The 17,807-nt window shown below is 57.3% G+C and carries 20 protein-coding genes; 9 read left to right on the top strand and 11 right to left on the bottom strand.

What is annotated here, in order from left to right; translation table 11 throughout:
- Nucleotides 1-74: 74 nt before the first annotated feature.
- Nucleotides 75-1,538, bottom strand: coding sequence for a F0F1 ATP synthase subunit beta (gene atpD, locus SynRS9907_RS11110; RefSeq protein WP_115010090.1), 1,464 nt, complete (start codon nt 1,536-1,538; stop codon nt 75-77).
- A 223-nt stretch (nt 1,539-1,761) separates the two neighbouring features.
- On the opposite strand from atpD, the gene groES reads away from it, so the two are divergent.
- From groES to SynRS9907_RS11095, 3 genes are all read left to right on the top strand, one after another.
- Entirely contained in the window at nt 1,762-2,073 is a 312-nt protein-coding gene (groES, locus tag SynRS9907_RS11105) for a co-chaperone GroES (protein ID WP_006850452.1), read from the top strand.
- Between the two features lie 77 nt (nt 2,074-2,150).
- Entirely contained in the window at nt 2,151-3,785 is a 1,635-nt protein-coding gene (gene groL / locus SynRS9907_RS11100; RefSeq protein ID WP_188021036.1) for a chaperonin GroEL, read from the top strand.
- Nucleotides 3,786-4,006: 221 nt separating this feature from the next.
- Nucleotides 4,007-4,363, top strand: a complete 357-nt coding sequence (locus SynRS9907_RS11095) for a hypothetical protein (RefSeq protein ID WP_188021035.1) — start codon at nt 4,007-4,009, stop codon at nt 4,361-4,363.
- A 60-nt stretch (nt 4,364-4,423) separates the two neighbouring features.
- On the opposite strand, the gene SynRS9907_RS11090 is transcribed toward SynRS9907_RS11095, so the two are convergent.
- Nucleotides 4,424-5,848, bottom strand: coding sequence for a hypothetical protein (locus tag SynRS9907_RS11090; protein WP_255445895.1), 1,425 nt, complete (start codon nt 5,846-5,848; stop codon nt 4,424-4,426).
- Nucleotides 5,849-5,983: 135 nt separating this feature from the next.
- On the bottom strand, nt 5,984-7,198 hold the full coding sequence (locus SynRS9907_RS11085) for a hypothetical protein (protein ID WP_255445894.1): 1,215 nt from the start codon (nt 7,196-7,198) through the stop codon (nt 5,984-5,986).
- 86 nt (nt 7,199-7,284) lie between these two features.
- On the opposite strand from SynRS9907_RS11085, the gene SynRS9907_RS11080 reads away from it, so the two are divergent.
- Entirely contained in the window at nt 7,285-8,397 is a 1,113-nt protein-coding gene (locus SynRS9907_RS11080; RefSeq protein WP_188021034.1) for a hypothetical protein, read from the top strand.
- A gap of 12 nt (nt 8,398-8,409) precedes the next feature.
- Here SynRS9907_RS11080 and secG read toward each other — a convergent pair whose 3' ends face one another.
- Together secG and gpmI are read right to left on the bottom strand one after the other, a co-directional pair.
- On the bottom strand, nt 8,410-8,640 hold the full coding sequence (gene secG, locus SynRS9907_RS11075) for a preprotein translocase subunit SecG (RefSeq protein ID WP_006849683.1): 231 nt from the start codon (nt 8,638-8,640) through the stop codon (nt 8,410-8,412).
- Nucleotides 8,640-10,277: a 2,3-bisphosphoglycerate-independent phosphoglycerate mutase gene (gene gpmI / locus SynRS9907_RS11070; protein ID WP_188021033.1), complete on the bottom strand. Its 1,638-nt coding sequence runs from the start codon at nt 10,275-10,277 to the stop codon at nt 8,640-8,642. Before gpmI ends, secG begins: the two co-directional genes overlap by 1 nt.
- Nucleotides 10,278-10,384: 107 nt before the next feature.
- Between gpmI and pyrR the strand changes: the two genes are divergently transcribed.
- Nucleotides 10,385-10,936, top strand: coding sequence for a bifunctional pyr operon transcriptional regulator/uracil phosphoribosyltransferase PyrR (gene pyrR, locus SynRS9907_RS11065; protein ID WP_188022454.1), 552 nt, complete (start codon nt 10,385-10,387; stop codon nt 10,934-10,936).
- Here pyrR and SynRS9907_RS11060 read toward each other — a convergent pair.
- From SynRS9907_RS11060 to SynRS9907_RS11050, 3 genes are all read right to left on the bottom strand, one after another.
- The gene (locus SynRS9907_RS11060; protein WP_025362490.1) at nt 10,920-11,141 is read right to left on the bottom strand and encodes a ferredoxin-thioredoxin reductase variable chain; all 222 of its coding nucleotides are present in this window, start codon (nt 11,139-11,141) and stop codon (nt 10,920-10,922) included. The genes pyrR and SynRS9907_RS11060 overlap by 17 nt on opposite strands.
- Nucleotides 11,142-11,171: 30 nt before the next feature.
- Nucleotides 11,172-12,017 (bottom strand): hypothetical protein, encoded by an 846-nt coding sequence (locus tag SynRS9907_RS11055; RefSeq protein WP_188021032.1) that lies wholly within the window; start codon nt 12,015-12,017, stop codon nt 11,172-11,174.
- Between the two features lie 74 nt (nt 12,018-12,091).
- The gene (locus SynRS9907_RS11050; protein ID WP_188021031.1) at nt 12,092-13,666 is read right to left on the bottom strand and encodes an Hsp70 family protein; all 1,575 of its coding nucleotides are present in this window, start codon (nt 13,664-13,666) and stop codon (nt 12,092-12,094) included.
- 62 nt (nt 13,667-13,728) lie between these two features.
- Here SynRS9907_RS11050 and SynRS9907_RS11045 point away from each other — a divergent pair, with 62 nt between their 5' ends.
- The 4 genes from SynRS9907_RS11045 (at nt 13,729) to SynRS9907_RS11030 (ending at nt 15,224) form a co-directional block, all read left to right on the top strand.
- Nucleotides 13,729-14,013, top strand: coding sequence for a hypothetical protein (locus SynRS9907_RS11045; protein WP_188021030.1), 285 nt, complete (start codon nt 13,729-13,731; stop codon nt 14,011-14,013).
- Nucleotides 14,014-14,055: 42 nt separating this feature from the next.
- A complete protein-coding gene (locus tag SynRS9907_RS11040; protein ID WP_025362489.1) occupies nt 14,056-14,283 on the top strand; it encodes a DNA-directed RNA polymerase subunit omega in 228 nt (75 codons plus the stop codon).
- 10 nt (nt 14,284-14,293) lie between these two features.
- On the top strand, nt 14,294-14,665 hold the full coding sequence (locus tag SynRS9907_RS11035) for a DUF1818 family protein (RefSeq protein ID WP_115131815.1): 372 nt from the start codon (nt 14,294-14,296) through the stop codon (nt 14,663-14,665).
- A gap of 313 nt (nt 14,666-14,978) precedes the next feature.
- Nucleotides 14,979-15,224 (top strand): DUF2811 domain-containing protein, encoded by a 246-nt coding sequence (locus SynRS9907_RS11030; protein ID WP_006851681.1) that lies wholly within the window; start codon nt 14,979-14,981, stop codon nt 15,222-15,224.
- Here the strand turns inward: SynRS9907_RS11030 and SynRS9907_RS11025 are convergent.
- From SynRS9907_RS11025 to murD, 3 genes are all read right to left on the bottom strand, one after another.
- Nucleotides 15,176-15,904 carry a hypothetical protein gene (locus tag SynRS9907_RS11025; RefSeq protein WP_188021029.1) on the bottom strand — a complete coding sequence of 243 codons (729 nt, stop codon included), beginning with the start codon at nt 15,902-15,904 and terminating at the stop codon, nt 15,176-15,178. The two genes, SynRS9907_RS11030 and SynRS9907_RS11025, sit on opposite strands and share 49 nt — an antisense overlap.
- On the bottom strand, nt 15,888-16,334 hold the full coding sequence (locus tag SynRS9907_RS11020) for an EVE domain-containing protein (protein WP_115081082.1): 447 nt from the start codon (nt 16,332-16,334) through the stop codon (nt 15,888-15,890). Before SynRS9907_RS11020 ends, SynRS9907_RS11025 begins: the two co-directional genes overlap by 17 nt.
- An 85-nt stretch (nt 16,335-16,419) precedes the next feature.
- A complete protein-coding gene (gene murD, locus SynRS9907_RS11015; RefSeq protein WP_188021028.1) occupies nt 16,420-17,805 on the bottom strand; it encodes a UDP-N-acetylmuramoyl-L-alanine--D-glutamate ligase in 1,386 nt (461 codons plus the stop codon).
- Nucleotides 17,806-17,807: the final 2 nt, after the last annotated feature.

Genomic DNA, 17,807 nt, shown 5'->3' with positions numbered 1-17,807 from the left:
GAACCTTGGTTCGAAAAGAGAACGGACTGTCGAGAAACACGTGATTGGGGGTGTGAATCACACCCCCGCAGGGATCACTTGGTTTCGGCGGCGATCTTCTCGGCCTTGGCTTTCACTTCCTCGATGTTGCCCACCAGGTAGAAGGCGGCTTCGGGGAGGCTGTCCAGCTCACCGGAAAGGATCTGGTTGAAACCAGCGATGGTCTCCTCCAGCTTCACGTACTTGCCGGGCATGCCGGTGAAGATTTCAGCCACGAAGAAAGGCTGGGAGAGGAACTTCTCCACCTTGCGGGCACGATCCACGGTGCGACGGTCGTCTTCCGACAGTTCGTCGAGACCCAGAATCGCGATGATGTCCTGCAGTTCCTTGTAGCGCTGCAGGGTGGACTGCACGGCGCGGGCGGTGCGGTAGTGCTCGTCACCCACCACAGCTGGCTGGAGCATGGTGCTGGTGGAATCCAGAGGATCCACAGCGGGGTAGATGCCCTTGGAGGCCAGGGCACGGTTCAGCACCGTGGTGGCGTCGAGGTGGGCAAAGGTGGTGGCCGGGGCGGGGTCGGTCAGGTCGTCAGCAGGCACGTAAACGGCCTGGATCGAGGTGATCGAACCTTCAACGGTGGACGCAACACGCTCCTGCAGGGCACCCACGTCGGTGCCCAGGGTGGGCTGGTAGCCCACAGCGGAAGGCATGCGGCCCAGAAGTGCGGACACCTCGGAACCGGCCTGCACGAAACGGAAGATGTTGTCCACGAACAGCAGCACGTCCTGCTTGTTCACGTCGCGGAAGTGCTCAGCCATGGTCAGAGCGGAGAGGCCCACGCGCATGCGGGCGCCGGGGGGCTCGTTCATTTGGCCGTAGCAGAGGGCCACCTTCGACTTGGACAGGTCGTCGGCGTTGATCACGCCGGATTCCTTGAATTCCTCGTAGAGGTCGTTGCCCTCACGGGTGCGCTCACCCACACCACCGAACACAGACACACCGCCGTGCTCCTTGGCGATGTTGTTGATCAGCTCCTGAATCAGCACGGTCTTGCCCACGCCGGCACCGCCGAACAGGCCGACCTTGCCGCCCTGGCGATAGGGAGCCAGCAGGTCGATCACCTTGATGCCGGTCTCGAACACCTTGGGCTTTGTCTCAAGCTCGGTGATGTTGGGGGCATCCCGGTGGATGGGAGCGGTGGCCGTAGTGTTGACGGGACCCTGCTCGTCGACGGGCTCGCCCAGCACGTTGAAGATGCGGCCGAGGGTGCCTTCACCAACGGGCACGGAGATCGGGGCACCGGTGTCAACGGCTTCCATGCCGCGCACCAAACCGTCGGTGCCACTCATGGCAACGGCACGAACCCGGTGATCACCCAGAAGCTGTTGAACCTCAGCGGTCAGGGCGACGTCGTCACCTGCGGGGTTTTTCCCCTCGATGCGCAGGGCGTTGTAGATCTTGGGCAGTTTCCCGGCGGGAAATTCCACGTCCAGAACCGGGCCGATCACCTGACGGATCACACCCTTGGTGCCAGCAGATGCAGGAGCAGAAGCGACCATAGGAAGGAGAGTTGCGGGAACAGGCGCTGCGCGCTCGGACCCATTCAGAGCGGCGCAACCATACCACCGCTGTGGTTGCACCCCCTCCGGTTCGGTCACCCGCACAGCTTGGGGTATGGCCCGGGGGGTGGTCGCTTGCATACGTTGGCACTCATCGGCATCGAGTGCCAACTCGCGTCGATGCGTGGCGCACTGCGCCCTGTCCCTGCTCCTGCAAGTACCCATGGCTGCTGTTTCTCTCAGCGTCTCGACCGTTAAACCCCTCGGCGACCGCGTGTTCGTCAAGGTCTCTGAATCCGAAGAGAAGACTGCCGGCGGCATCCTTCTGCCTGACACCGCCAAAGAAAAGCCCCAGGTGGGCGAAGTGGTTCAGGTGGGCCCCGGCAAGCGCAACGACGACGGCAGCCGTCAGGCTCCCGAAGTTGGTGTGGGCGACAAGGTGCTCTACAGCAAGTACGCCGGCACCGACATCAAGCTTGGCAGCGATGAATACGTGCTGCTGTCCGAGAAGGACATCCTGGCTGTCGTCAACTGAGATCAGCCCCGCTGCATTGCGGCTTGAGTCTCAACTCAGCCTCCCTTAACCATCCTCTTCATTAGGAACCGCCTTCCATGGCAAAGCGCATCATCTACAACGAGAACGCCCGTCGCGCGCTCGAAAAAGGCATCGACATCCTCTGCGAATCCGTTGCCGTGACCCTGGGCCCCAAGGGCCGCAATGTGGTGCTCGAGAAGAAGTTCGGTGCACCCCAGATCATCAATGACGGCGTCACCATCGCCAAGGAGATCGAGCTCGAAGACCACATCGAGAACACCGGTGTTGCTCTGATCCGTCAGGCCGCCTCCAAAACCAACGACGCTGCCGGTGACGGCACCACCACCGCCACCGTTCTGGCCCACGCCATGGTCAAGGCGGGTCTGCGCAACGTGGCTGCGGGTGCTAATGCCATCACCCTGAAGAAGGGCATCGACAAGGCGTCCGATTTCCTGGTCAGCAAGATCAAGGAAATGGCCAAGCCCATCGCTGACAGCAATGCCATCGCTCAGGTCGGCACCATCTCCGCTGGCAACGATGAAGAAGTCGGCAAGATGATTGCCGATGCCATGGACAAGGTTGGCAAGGAAGGTGTGATTTCCCTCGAAGAGGGCAAGTCCATGGAGACCGAACTCGAGGTCACCGAGGGCATGCGCTTCGATAAGGGCTACATCTCTCCTTATTTCGCCACCGACACCGAGCGGATGGAAGCCGTCCTCGACGAGCCTTACATCCTTCTCACCGACAAGAAGATCGGTCTGGTGCAGGATCTGGTGCCCGTGCTGGAGCAAATCGCCCGCACCGGCAAGCCTCTGCTGATCATTGCTGAGGACATCGAGAAGGAAGCCCTGGCCACTCTGGTGGTGAACCGTCTGCGCGGTGTGCTGAACGTGGCCGCTGTGAAGGCTCCTGGTTTTGGTGATCGCCGCAAGGCCATGTTGGAAGACATGGCTGTGCTCACCAACGGTCAGCTGATCACCGAAGATGCCGGTCTCAAGCTGGAGAACGCCAAGCTCGAGATGCTGGGAACCGCCCGTCGCATCACCATCAACAAGGACACCACCACCATCGTTGCCGAGGGCAATGAGGCTGCTGTCGGCGCCCGCTGCGAACAGATCAAGAAGCAGATGGACGAGACCGATTCCACCTACGACAAGGAGAAGCTGCAGGAACGCCTGGCCAAGCTGGCCGGTGGCGTGGCTGTGGTGAAGGTGGGTGCAGCCACCGAAACCGAGATGAAGGACAAGAAACTCCGTCTCGAGGACGCCATCAACGCCACCAAGGCGGCTGTTGAGGAAGGCATCGTTCCTGGCGGCGGCACAACCCTGGCTCACCTGGCTCCGGCCCTGGAGCAGTGGGCAGCCTCCAGCTTGTCCGGCGAGGAACTGATCGGCGCCAACATCGTGGCTGCTGCTCTCACCGCTCCGCTGATGCGCATCGCTGAAAATGCAGGTGCCAACGGCGCTGTTGTGGCAGAGAACGTCAAGGCTCGCGCTGGTGCCGAAGGCTTCAACGCTGCCTCCGGTGAGTACGTCGACATGCTGGCTGCCGGCATCGTCGACCCCGCCAAGGTGACCCGCTCCGGTTTGCAAAATGCCGCATCCATCGCTGGCATGGTGCTCACCACCGAGTGCATCGTGGCTGATCTGCCTGAGAAGAAGGAAGCAGCTCCTGCCGGCGGCGGCATGGGCGGCGGCGACTTCGACTACTGATCGACCTTCGGGTGGTCGGGAGGCCACCCGATCACCCGAACTCAAGTCATGCCAAGAGGTCCTGCGGGGCCTCTTTTTTGTGTTCGGATGCTGTCTTGTAAGAACTAGTTTTTACAAGACATATGGTGCCTGGGGGTCGGCGTTGGTTGCCGGCCATGAAGGATGTGAGGTGCGGAGAGGCGCCGGCTAGTGTCTTACTATGGATTGATCTGTCGGGACAAATGCCCCAGCGCCCCGGAGCTTTTGCCGCCCAGTTCGCTCCTGAGACGCTGCGGCGTTTCAAGGCCCTTTGCCGACAGCAAGACAAGGCCTACTCCAAGGTGTTGGAGCGTCTTGCCTTGTTGTACGTCGAAACGGATGGAGGCATTCTTTCCCCGGCCAGCACGGCTTCTGTTCCCTCAAAAGGCGTCCAAAAAAGGCAAGTTCAGGTTGAATCTTTGCAAAACAAGCTGTTGGAGGATCTGTTGAAGCGGGTTGAAATCCTTGAAAAGAAGGAAACAAAAACGTTGTACGAGCTTGATCGGGTCTACAAGGAGCTTGCCTTTTTTAAATCGGGTTTAAAAGTGCCAGAGATTTAATTTGTTTTCATGAAAAATTTGAGCCGTTGGTGAGTTTGCGGTTCGCCATTGCATTGCTCTTTAATCGCGCAACTCCAGCATTTCTTTGATCATGTTGATTACAATTTGAACCTTGATGCTGTAGCTGATTAAACCACTGCCTAATCTCTCCTTCCCTTTGCCTTTTGTAAATAGATTTCCAACATCTTTTACGAAAGATTTGTCTACTGATTTCACGGTTGTATTGTTAATTCCTGTAGGGAAAACACAATGCTTCTCATTTGAGTGAAGGATCCCTGGTTTTTTGCAAAACCGATGTGGAACGAGTTGCCCAGCACCGGCATTGGCGATGAAAAAATCAGCAGATTGACAGTACTGAATTTTTTTTCGATAGGTTTTTCCTATAAGGCTAACAACAGAAGTGTTTGGATGTAGCAAAAGTTTTTTCCGTATCGAATGAATTACTACAAGATCTTGTTCTATTGGTATTGATTTGGTTCCTTTTACTGTTTCGTATTTATTGTTTTCGTAGTTCGTGAATCCATCAATTAAAAAAATAAATGAATCGAACCAAGGCTTTAATTCTTCGACCAATGCGGGAAGAAACTCCTCTTGTTCGATCCAAATCCTTTTTTGACCGGAAATACCAAACCAAAGAGTAAGGGTATTGTTATTTCCTGATATTTTCTTGATATCTTTAATGAATTTACTCCATCGATAATTGAGCATGCTGATTCCAAAGCCTTTCAGGCTGTCTTGACAGACAACTTTTTCCATTTTATCGGTATACTGATCAAGCTTCATTCCCATCTGGTTTGAACCAATGACCAATGGAAACATAGAAAATGTGGGTTCGGTTGTGCGCTTAAATCTTTTGATTTCGTCTAGGTATTTAGGCCTGAAAAAAGAATTCTGGCTGACAATTGGCTTCGTATTGTTTAGGTGCACCATCCATTTAAGTTGGTCGTAGAAATGATGATATGGTCGTGTTTGGTCAAGCAAATAACCAGCAAAAACTGCTTTATTTTTTTTCGAGTTTTGTTGATTCTTTTTGTTTTCTTTTTTTAACACTCGTCTGAGTGAGTTTATTATGGTTTTATCGTTAATGGATAACTTATGTTTTCCATAATCTTTTGTAGAAAATAGTGCATCCACGAATGATGTCCCTTGGCACAGGATCCATTCATTATTGTGGTTTAAGTCGCTAAAAAATATAAAATTGCACATGCCTTCGCGCCTACTTTTAGTGGGAAATGTATCCATTGATTTCTTGAAAGGGTGTGGTAAGCATGGCGACCTTGGTTCTTTGTCAATTGTGTTGATCAACTCAAGGATTGGTTGAACCTCTCCATGCTCAATTGCGTCGATAATCTTTTTCCAAATTGGGTTGCAGACCTTCTGAGCCAGGGTATCTGGTAGCTTTTTTAAGGGAATTTTGAATTGAGTCTTAACTGAATTATTTAAATCTGTATTTTTTTTCATTTTTTTGTCAGGCTTTGCGCTCACTCATAGCATACATGCACTCAGGTCATTTTTGCACTAATGCCAACACACAAAAGATCAAAACGTGATCGATTTTCGGCGTATAGATGCTATCAGATGTATGAAGGGTATATTGCTGATTTCATGCTGATACGAGCATCAATCTTTAAGAAGTTCTTTCGTTGCATGTTCCAGTAGTCGTGAGAGCTTGAGTGCCTTTGGCCGATTTTGCTTGGCTAGTTGTAAGAGTTCGACTTCTGTTTCTTTCGACACTCGTCCTGACTGGCTTAATTCGATGATCGCATCAACCGTATCATTCGATAGCTTTCGCTGCGACTCATTGCTTAAGACCTGTGTGAGTGCTTCACCGATAAGATCTATAGATATGATTTCTTCTTCGCGAACTTTTTTTTGGTTTTGTGGTGAATTAATTTGTTTGGCTGATTCTTGGCTGAAATTTAATAGTGAATTGAGCTTTTCTGTTGGGTCAAGGAATTTATTGATTGCCTGAATGTATGCGTCGTTTGTTTCGTAAATTTTTTTTAGATGTTGCGTTGTTATTTTGCATTGCTGCGACTTAAGCTTTGGTTGATTTGTGATCAGTGCATCCGATATTTTTGTGCTAATCCATGGAAATTTTTTAGCATAAAGGGCATTTATTGTGGTGAGAGTTTCGAGTTCTTTCCGGCTTAGGCTTCTGTTTACTATAGCATCCTTCATTTGGGTCTCTGGGTATTTTTCTTCGGAGCCGATTACCTTAAAAAGTAAGCGTGAAATGTCTTGTTTGTGTTTTGAATAGTTAATCAGTGTGTGTTTGACATTGTATTGATGCATTAGGCTTATTATTTCCGCTGCTTTGACGTGATGGGATGAAAGAAAGTTTCTTCTGCGAAGAAATTGTCCTAGGGGAATACAGTCGCCATGCCGCTTGACGCGCTGTTGGTATTCAGAGGAGAGCATTTCGTCGATCTCCCTGACTGCCAGGATTACATGGATGTCAATATGTTCATCCCATGCGTCCTTGTCTTTTATGAAGTCTGATATTAGCCAAAAAAGTGATTCGGAGCTTAAAACTATTTTCGAATAGTGTTGGTTGTCTTGTGTAAGTTTAATAAGTTGTTCGCTTAATTTTGACTCAGGCTGTGCTTTCCAATTGCCAGAAGTTATTTCAAGATGAGAGGCTTTGTCTCGGAGAGATTTTGAGATCGGATAGTATATGCCTATCTTGGATAAATCTTCGGCAGCGATAGCCAGCGCAGACTGAATTGCGGAAGTTCCGGTTTTTCCGTGGCCAATGTGCAGGAAAAGCTTTGTTTTTTTCACTACACTCCTTTCTATCCTTTTTATTTTAGCATCGTTTCTATCTGGATTCATTGCATTGTGTCGCCATCCATTCGGGCATTGCTTTCGACCGTTATTTTGTTCTAATATTTTTAAAAATAGGGGCTGTGAGGTTTTAGGTGTCGCGACGACTGGTCATTCATGTCGGGGCGCAGAAGTGTGCGTCTTCTTCGTTGCAGGCTTCTCTTCGTCTTGTGGCGCAGGCGTCGAAGGGTGCTCTCGGATTTTGTTTTTTGAACCCTGCTCAGCTTCGCAATGCTGAGCAAGCCTTGCGGCAGAACCGTGACATTGCTTTTGACTATATTGATCGCGTTTTGTCTGCCCAGTTATGCCCGCAGGTTGTTGTTAGTCATGAAATGCTGGGCAATCGACCGGCATTGGTGTGTTCAATTGCAGAACGTGCTTTGGCACAGCATAATTTTGATCAAATTGTGGTTTCTGGATATTCAAGATTGCAGTCTAGTTATCATATATCGGCCTTTTCTCAGTGGTTCTTTCGCGATAGGAAAAAGCTTCATGAAGATCTCAAGGTGTTGGCTGGCTATGGTCTTGACTGGAAGAAATTTACAGCGTTAGAACGAAGTCTTCTCGCGCTTTCTCTTGTTGGCCAAGATCGCAATTGGTTTGGTAATTATCAACGCTTGTGTGGTGGTGTCAAAAGCATGAGTGAGTCCGTCACTGTGGTGAGTTCGCACATCCCAACACGATCTCTCCCTTATTCCTTGCTTGAGCACTTTCTGTCTTCAACGGGTCTGTCCCTAGATCTTAGTGACCTCAGCTCATTCGATGTTCGTAAGAATCTTTCCTTTAATCAGTCATTGATTTATGCCATGTCTGCCCATCTCAGTGCTCTGCGGCCGCGCCAGCAATCGTTTTTTCCGAGACCTCATGAGGGAAATCGTTGGCTTTTCCGTGTGTGCAAACGACTCGCGGCCGCAGATCGATTGATGTCTGAATTTGATGCATTGTTTTGCCCCCATCTCAAACAGTCTCTTGTTGGTCACCTTGATAGCAGAGCATCCTCAAGCAACCAGCAGTATTGCGACTTGATGTCTGTCGACTTCAATTATTTCAAGCCATCGGAACAGGCTGCTTTGTTGACGGAGGATGAATTAATTGCTCTGGCTGGTGATATCGCGCAGAGTCGAAATTCTCAAGATATAAAGCAATTTAATCGCCAAATTGAAAATGCCTGTATGCAGAGCATGCGTGCTGAGATTGTGAGTACCTAAAGGGGGCTTGCTTCAGTTCAACCAGCCAGCACTCAGGATCACAGCCAAGGATAAAAACAACGCCAGGCATGTCCATGTCAGACGGTTCAACGTTGCTTCTGCGCTGCTGGCGCTGCTGAACATGGAGCTGCCGCTTGCCGCCAAGCCACCCATGCCATCACCTTTGGGGCTATGCAGCAGCACCAAGACGATCAACAGAAGACCGGTGCCGATCCAGCTCCAAGACAAAATTGAGGTGAGCATCAAACGGAAAGAGGAAGGCGAGCGGTCTTGGGGGTGGGGTCCATGTTGGACATGGGTGCAATCAGGCTTTGGCCAGTCATGGCCGCCGGTTGCGGAAGGTCAAGAATTTGCAGCAACGTCGGAGCAATATCGGCCAGCCCCCCGTTATTGCGCAACGTGATGGCGTTGCCATGGCCGGGCAGTTTGCGCCGTTCTCCTTCGATCAGAATCGCAGGCACAGGATTGGTGGTGTGGGCTGTCCAGGCTTGGCCATCCGGACCCTCCATCAACTCGGCATTGCCGTGATCAGCTGTGATCAGCATGGTCCCCCCCTGGCGTCCCACCGCATCCAACAACCGGCCAATGCAGGCATCCACGGTTTGGATGGCTTCCTTGGCGGCCTCCATCACACCGGTGTGCCCGACCATGTCGGGGTTGGCGTAGTTGATCACAATCAGCGAATAGTCTGCCTTTTCAATGGCTGAAATACAGCTGTCGGTGAGTTGCTCGGCCGACATCGCCGGTGAGAGGTCGTAGGTGGCGACCCTCGGCGATGGCACCAAGTGACGGTCTTCTCCCGCCAGTGGCTGTTCGATGCCACCGTTCATGAAGTACGTGACGTGAGGGTACTTTTCCGTTTCGGCAGTGCGGTACTGCTTCAGCCCAGCGTCTGCCACCACTTGCCCCAACAGTTGGTCGAGCGGCTCGGGAGGGAAGGCGACTTGAACGGGTAGGTCTTGTTCCACCTGGGTGAACGTGACCACATCCAACTCCGGCCTTTGGCTGCGCTCGAAGCCCTCGAAATCCGAAAGGCATAGCGCTTGCACGATCTGGCGGGCGCGATCCGGCCGGAAGTTGAACACCAGAACGCTGTCGCCGTCCTTGATGACGCTGTTCTGAAGCCGCACCGGTTCGAGGAATTCATCGGTGATGTTCTCGGCATAACTGTCCGCTAACACCTGCTCTGCCGTCCGGCTGTCAACGGCGATGTTGGGATCGGTGTAGAGGTTGTAAGCCTTTTCGATTCGCTCCCAGCGCTGGTCACGGTCCATGGCCCAGTAGCGGCCACAGAGGCTGGCAATGTGACCGACTCCGCTTCGGCTCAGGGCCGCTTCCACCTGGCTGATGTATCCCGGTGCGCTTTGGGTGGGTGTGTCGCGACCATCGGTGATGGCATGCACGGCGACATCGGAGATGCCGCTGTCGGCTGCCCACTGGATCAATCCACAGAGATGGTCCACATGGCTGTGGACGCCCCCATCGGAGCAGAGGCCGAGCAGGTGCAGGGTGCCGCCCCGCCCTTGGGTGCGTTCCGCCAATTCCTTGAGTGCCTGCGTGTCGCCCAGTTGGTTGCTGCGCACCGTGTCGCTAATTCGCACCAACTCCTGGCGGATGATGCGGCCGGCTCCGATGGTGAGGTGGCCCACCTCAGAGTTGCCCATCTGTTGATCGGGGAGGCCCACATGGGAGCCACTGGCCTCAATCAAGGTGTGTGGATAGGCATGCCAGAGGGCATCCATCACAGGAGTGCCGCCTTGCTGAATCGCGTTGTGCTCGCTTGCGTTCCTGTAACCCCAGCCATCCAGAATGGCGAGAACGACCGGTGCCACTGTCCCGGAGCGTCCTGAACCGTTGGTAGTGCTTTTCCCCACGTTCACCCGCGACCGACGGTTCTTAAGGACTCTTGCAGAATCAACTTAACGCCACGCCAGCCCTCAAGCTGCAGCTTCAGCCAATTCCCACACCCCGCAGCGCTCAATCCTCCATGGCCGACCCTGAACGGATCGAAATTCTCTCGGAGCGTGAGCTTGGTCTAACGCTGTCGCGTTTGGCGTCGCAGGTGTTGGAGACTGCCGAAGATAGCCGTCGGTTGATGCTGTTGGGGATCCCCACCCGCGGCGTTCAGTTGTCCAGGGTTTTGGCGCGGGAATTGGAGCGGTTGACAGGCCACGCCATCTCCCAGGGGGCCATTGATCCCACGTTCCATCGCGATGATCTGGAGCGCATCGGCACCCGTCTGCCCCAGCTCACGACTCTCCCCACCAGCATTGAGGACCGCCAGGTGATTCTGGTGGACGATGTGATCTTCACGGGGCGGACGGTGCGTGCCGCCCTGGAGGCCATGCAGAGCTGGGGGCGCCCGCAGCGGGTGATGTTGCTGGCCATGGTTGATCGAGGCCATCGGGAGCTTCCGATTCAGCCTGATTTCTGTGGTCGCGTTGTGCCGACCCGACGCAGCGAAACCATCGAGCTCCGCCTCAGGGATGTTGATGGTGAGGAGGGGGTGTTCCTCAGCCGACTCAGCCGGCAGGCTTGAGTTCGTCGGCGCGGAAATGGGCCTTGTAGCGGCCGAAGGCAACGATCACAGGAAGTGTTGGGCTGATCACCCGACCCTTCCAATCATTGAGAACGTTCGCCACCTCTCCGGTCTGCCCTTTCATGTCAAAGGCCTGGCCCCGGTGTTCGGGATGGTTGAACACAACGACGGATGCCTCCACCGTCACCCTGTCGCCCGCCTGCATTGCACCTGAGTCATCCACGGGCTCATCTTGTCACGGGCTCGGGGACGAGCGTCGACAGAAACTTTCCGGGCCGTCCTCTTCGACGCGACCACCAAGGTCGCTGCAGCCCATCGAAAAGGCCGTCCAGGGGTCCAGGCCTTGGAGCAACTGATCCTCGACGGCGGCATCCAGCCGATCACCGCTGATGACGTCGGCACGCACCGCTGGGTGCTGTTGGTGTTGCTGGGCCTCATCGAGGGCCTGAATGGCACTCTCCACCTCTTGACGGGTGGCACTTGCCTGCTTCTGCCACCAGGGATGGTCGAGTTTGTTGAGGCTGTCCAAGGCCTCCCACCAGCGTTCTTGCTCCACCAGTTGAACCAGCCGACGCTGTTCCAATTGGTTGCGGTTCCAGATCTCCATCAGCGTTGCACTGAGTTGGCTGATGGAGCTGCGCGCGCTGCCTTTGAGGGGATCCAGCAACGCGAGTGCCTCCTGCAGGTCTCCCTCACGAAACAGAGCAATCGCCTGATCCATCAGAGCCTGGCGCCAGCGTTCGAGGGTCTTGCGATGGAGGGCAAGGTCGCCATGACCCGAAGTGACCAGTTGCTGCTGCAGCGTGAGGGCAGCGATCGGATCGCCTTGGTCCCAGAGATGCTCGGCGTGCTTCTGGCGGCAGAGGGCCTGCTCTTCCGGTGCGCCCTCCCCCAGCCAGCGCAGGGAGGCGAGTTGCTCACTGGTACGGATGCAGGCCTCGTAGTCGTTGGCAGCGAGGGCGCTCTGCAGCCGCTCCGGCAGTTGTTGTTCCCACCAATAGGCACCTGTCGCAATCGCCAGCACCAGTCCCAGGGTTCCAACACCCCAGAGCCGTAGCAGCAGTTGACGCGGTGCCGCCACGAAGGGTGGAGCTGAACGTTGGTTCTGTTCTATGGATTGTTGGCTCCCGTTCCAAGGGCCTGTGGACGGACGTCTTATCGGACAGCCCCCAGCGTTGGCGGGGACCACGTCCGACCTGAACGCAGATCGTTGATCTCCAGCTGAAGCTGCGCTTCTTGATCAATGCTCCAGCGCAGCCGCAGGCAGTCTTCGCCCTGCTCTCCGGCGGGTTCTAGAGGCAGCACCAGCTCGGTGCCCGGCCAAGGCTGGTGGGAGACCTCCCCGGCGGTCTGCTCCTGCAGGGTCGGCAAACCATCGATGAAGACCACGCTGTGGCTCCCCTGGGGGATGGGCTCCCCCAGCACCAGCTCCAAGCTGCGTTGGCCGGTCCGGCTGGCGGCCAGCACCAGCTCCAGGGGGGCGGGGCTCGGCCAGGGTTGACCGGCCACGAAGAGGGGATGCCAGCGGTGGCTGTTGCTGCGCTGATCCCAGAAGCGGAGAGAAACGCCGTGTTGAAGCACATCCCGGATGGCGACCCCTGGCGTGAGTTGAAGCGCGCCCAGGGCCACGGCTTCCACCGGTGGCGGCGTGAGCAAGGGTGCTGGCGCCGTGTGCTCGCTGAGCCACTGGCGCAGGAGGGGCAGCTGGGCACCGCCGCCGACGGCCACCACACCCTTCAGATCTTCAAGGCTGCAGTTGTTGCGGCGTCCGCCGGCGAGACAGGTCTCCAGCAATTGTTCGAGCGCGTCTGCGAAGCCTCGCTCCAGCAGAAGCGCGTTGAGTTCCCTGCGCGACAGGCGGAGCACATGCTCTTGCTCGTCCACCGCTAATTCCATCAGGGGCTCGTTGTCCGCCACGGCGGTGTCGCTCAGCCGGCATTTGAGCCGTTCGGCGGCATTGAGCAGGGGGGTGCTGGCGGGTTGTCCCGGGCAACAGCGGTCCACAATCCAGCGATCGATATCACGGCCACCCAGGCGCAGCCCCGCTTTGCCCAGCACCTTGGCTGTGCGCAGCATCTGGCGGCTGTTATCCCCCAGGCTGCGTCCCCCCAGCCGCAGCAATTGGGCGATCGGTGCAGCCCGACCTTCCCCGCCTTCCAGAGCCACCAGGGCTAGATCAAGGGTGCTTCCGCCCAGGTCCACCACCAGCAGGGTGGAACCAGCCGGCAGCCCGGCACCCATGGCGGCTGCTGTGGGTTCATCCACCAGGGCGATCTCGGCCACCGGCAGCGTGGTGCAGGCCTGCAGCAACCAGCTGCGATACGCCCTGTAGCACTCCACCGGGGCCGTCAGCACCAGCCGCTCGACCGCGAGATCGCTGGGGAGCCGGCTCCAGATCTGTTGAAGCAACTGTTCTCCAGCCCAGCGGGCTGCGTCCTGCTCTGGGGCGTCCGCTTGACCGATGCGGCCCTTGAAGTCGCGATGCAGACGGCTGTCCACGGCGTCATTGAGGCCTGACTCGAGCACCTGCCGGCCAATCAGGGGCCGTTGCGTCGCGTCCCACACCAGGCTGGGAATTTCACCGGCCCGGCTGCAGATGGCGGGCAGGTTCAGTAGATCGGCTGTAGTGGATGTCGCTCCCTGATAGGCCACCACCGTGGTGGTGCTGCCCAAATCGATGGCGAGCGTTCCGCCCCGTTGATCTGAATGCTGAAGCTTTTCTTCGCCCACGCGATCTCTGACCGTGCTCAGGGCACGGTGAAGTCAGGATGAGACTAGGGGGACTGGCGGCGATGGATCGATTGCAACAGCTGATCTTCTCCTTCTACCGAGAAGATCCTGAACTGCAGGACAGGCTGAAGCCGCTGCGGAGCTGTCGCATGCGTCGCAGCTGGGGCAGCATCCGTATCGAGTGCATCGACGATGCGCATCTCGAGGAATTGAGTGGATTGGTCGCTGATTTGCGTTTGCCCCTGGCGGCCCTGGGGATGGGGCGCCAGATCGTTCTGCGGGTTCCAGGCTCCCGTCAGCGGGCTTACCCCATGCACGTGCCTTTTCACACCGACCAGCTGGCCTGAGACGGCCACCACTTAGTCTCAAGTTGTTTGATCTAGAAGCCTGTGCTTTCGGCCGGAGTCGATTCCAAGGATCTCGCCAAGCGTGGCGAAAGCTTGATTCGCCAATCAAGCAACCGTTATCTGACGACGGTGCGGATTGCCTTCCGGGCCAAGCAGCGCCGCTTCGACGACTTCGACGGTCTGCTGGAGGAGTCCAGCGTCAAGCCGGTGCAGCGGGCCATCGTGGAATTGAGCGACGAGCAAGACCAGCCCGATCTGCTGCCTGGTTGATCCATCGGCTGTGATTCAGCAGGAGGGGGACGGATGGCGGGTGTCGCACGACCCCTCCCGCGGCGAATTTTGCGTTCTTGTTGGAGGAGAACGCTGGGCGTTTGAGTTGACCGAGCCGGAGTGGCGGGATCTGGTGGATCTTGTGGCAACCCTGGAGCAGCAGCACAGGGGTCTGGTTGACCAACTGATGCCGGAGGAATCGATCGAGCTGGAGCTGGATCGTGGCGTGTGGTGGGGATGCTTGAGCGGTGATCGCAGCCAATGGGAGTTGCGCATCCTGCTCACCCCGTTGGAGGGACGTGCGGCGCAGGGGGAGTGGCCGGCCCCAGCGGCGGCGGCGGCCGTAGCGGCCTTGAGAACGTTGTGGGACTCGCAGCATTGATTAATCCAGCTAATCGTTTTTGAGCTATTGATTTCCCCCGCCTTTTCCCTGGTGCTCTGCACAGTTTTTCCACAGGCCATGGGCCGTTAACGCCGCCCTGGCGGCTTTCTGTGGAAATTCCCCGTTTGTCGTTGTTTTTGCTTGACGATGGCAGCGGGCTGCGCAGTTCCGTCTAAGCCGGCATTTCGACCAGTGCAGGAGTGGCTTTCTGGCAGGGATCTCGCTTGGAGATTCGTGAGACTGGCTCGTTGTTGGGGGTTCTTGACGGCGGCGCCGTGGTGTGGAGAACTAGTGTTCGTTTCGAAGAGAAAAGATGCCGGAAGGCCTTGAGCAAGCCGCGGCTGAGACCAGTGTTGTGAGTTTCCAATCGGAAGTGCCGCAGCCCCTTCAGCAGGCCATGACCCAGTTCATCGAGGGGCATCCGAACTGGGATCAATACCGTTTGGTTCAGGCGGCGCTTGCCGGCTTCCTGGTCCAGAACGGCCAGGCATCGCGGGAGATCACCCGGGTTTACGTCGGCAACATGTTCCGCCGGGAATCGCTGATCAATGGGGTCTGAGGCCGGCAGCAGGCCATCAGCACCAGGGCGCTGAAGGGGAGGCTGAGCAGCAGCCCTAGGGTGGCCCCGATCAGCCCCAGAAGATTGAGGCCGAGCAACATGCCCAGCAGCGCCAGCACCTTGAGCCCGTTGCGGTGCACCAGCTGGCGGCTGTGGTCCATCGCCTGAAGCGCTCGGCAGCGCTCGTGCACGAGCAGGGGCAGGGCCAGGGTTTGGCTGAACAGCCAGCTCAGCAGCACCACTCCCCCCAGCAGCACGCTCAGACCTGCCAAGGCCGTGCTCCAGCGTCCGAGCGCCCAGCTCAACGACTGAATCAATCCGACGCCCCCCAGCACCAGCACCAGCTCAAGCAGCACCAGGGTGAAGGCCTGGCGCAGCAGCTGTCTCCAGCTCTGTTGGGGGCGGTCGTCGCGTCGGTCGGGGAGCAGGCCATCCGTCAGTTGCAGCAGGCCCAGGAGAGGCAGCAGCGGAAGCACCAGGCTGATCAACACCGAGAGGTCCCCCAGCCGATTGAGCCATGGGGATCCCGCCAGGCGCAGGTCGTGGCCGATCACCGCAGGGCCGCTGGCACTGATCAACACCAGCGCCGCCAAGCCAACACAGCGCCAGGGCCCCCGGCTGAAGCCGATCCAGGCCCGAGGCAGCAGCGTGACCAGTGGGATTTCAGTGGAGCTGGCCAAGCCGTGAAAGGAGGTCGTTGGCGGTATCGGTGGGGACCGGAAGGATCGAGAGCCTGTTGCCGCGTTTGATCACGGGCAGCTGCTCTTCGCTGTAGAGCTCCCGCAGCTGGTCGAGGCTGAGCAGGGCGTCGAATTCGCCGAGGAATCGCAGGCGTGCGCAGTCCCAGCGTGGTTTCTCGGGGCTTGATTTGGGGTCGTAGTACTTGGCCGTGGGATCAAATTGCGTCGGGTCCACCAGGCCGGTCTCCATCACTTCCATCAGCCCGATGATCCCGGGGGGCTTGCAATTGGAGTGATAAAAAAATGCTTGGTCTCCCACCTCCATGCTGCGCATGAAATTGCGGGCCTGGTAGTTGCGAATGCCGTCCCACAGCGTGGTGCCCTCGCGCCGCAGATCATCGATCCCGTAGGCGTCGGGTTCGCTTTTCATCAACCAGAAGGCCACGTCGCAAGGCTTGTTTCACACCATCATCGGACCGTTAGGCCCAGATGCATCCCATTGCGTTCGTTTGGTCTCAGCCGACGTCCAGCAGGGGGGTGATCAGGGTGCGGAAGTGGTCTCCTCTGGCCTCGAAATCCCTGTATTGATCAAAGCTGGCGCAGGCCGGTGACAGCAGCAGCGATGAGGCTTGATGCCGCTGTACGGCCGTTTCAGCCAGGTTCACAGCGCTCTCGAGCTCCGGGCACTGCAGCAGTTCGCCGGGGTATCCAGCCGTTTTGGCCAGGCTGGCCAGCTCATCGGCCCCCGCACCGAACAGGATCAGGCTGCAGGCCTTGGTGTGCAGCTGCTCGAGCCAGCCACTGGCATCGCCCTGTTTGGTCTGCCCCCCGGCCAGCACCACGACGGGCCCCTGCACGGCCCGCAAGCCAACCTCGGCTGCGTCGTAATTGGTGGCTTTGCTGTCGTTGAACACGCTGGCTCCCGCCAACGTGCCCAGTTGCTCAAGCCGGTGCGGTACGCCCGGAAATGTGCGCAAGGCGTCGGCGATTTGCTGGGGGGAGAGGCCGACCTCGAGGGCGGCAGCGGTCACCAGCAACAGGTTTTGGCGGTTGTGGCAGCCCGGCATCGCCAGGGCATCAGCCGCAAACAAGCGGGTGGTGGTGTTGCGCACCATGCCCTCGTCATCAATCCAGAGGTCGGCGGGCTGGTTGTCCGGGCGCGCGCCCTCACTGCTCACCCAGGTGCCGCTGTTCCAGCTGCTGCGCTGCTGGCGCAGGTCCGGATCATCGGCATTGAACAGGGCGCACGCCGAGCGTTCAAGCAGCCCGCGTTTGATGGCCCGGTAGGCCTCCAGGCTGCCGTGGCGTTCGAGATGGTCTGGGGTCAGCGTGGTCCAGATGCCGATCTTTGGGGCCACGGCGGGCGCCGCCTCAATCTGGTAGCTGCTCAGTTCCATCACGAGCCAATCCGGCCGCGGTGTGGCCCCTGAGCTGATCTGGCAGGCCAGTTCAGCGGCGGAGAGGCCCATGTTTCCCCCCATCGGTGCCGTAAGGCCTGAGGCTTCCAGCACGTGGTTGAGCAGATGGGTGACCGTGGTTTTGCCGTTGGTTCCTGTGATGCCGATCCAGGGGATCTGTTGAAGGGCATCCCAGGCCAGATCCATCTCGCCGCGCACCTGGATGCCCTCGGATCGCAGCTCAACCAGGATTGGATGATCCCAGGGGATGCCAGGGCCGATCACCACTGCGTCCAGGTTGTCGCGCCAGGCGTCAAAGCTCTCCAGGGTCAGGGGCTGCCCCAGCACCACCTCAATGCCCTCTTCGGCGAGGGTTTTCGAGGTGTGTTGGAGGGCTTCGTTATCGCCCCGTTCGAACACAACAACATCGCGATTCTGCTGTTTGAGCAGACGCGCAGCTCCCAAACCAGATCGACCCAAGCCAACGACAATCGTGCGTGTCATCG

Origin of the sequence: Synechococcus sp. RS9907 (genome assembly GCF_014279615.1) — a bacterium.
Lineage (GTDB): Bacteria > Cyanobacteriota > Cyanobacteriia > PCC-6307 > Cyanobiaceae > Parasynechococcus.
The sequence above is the reverse complement of the archived record's forward strand: the minus strand, read 5'-3'. Positions and strand labels throughout refer to the sequence as shown.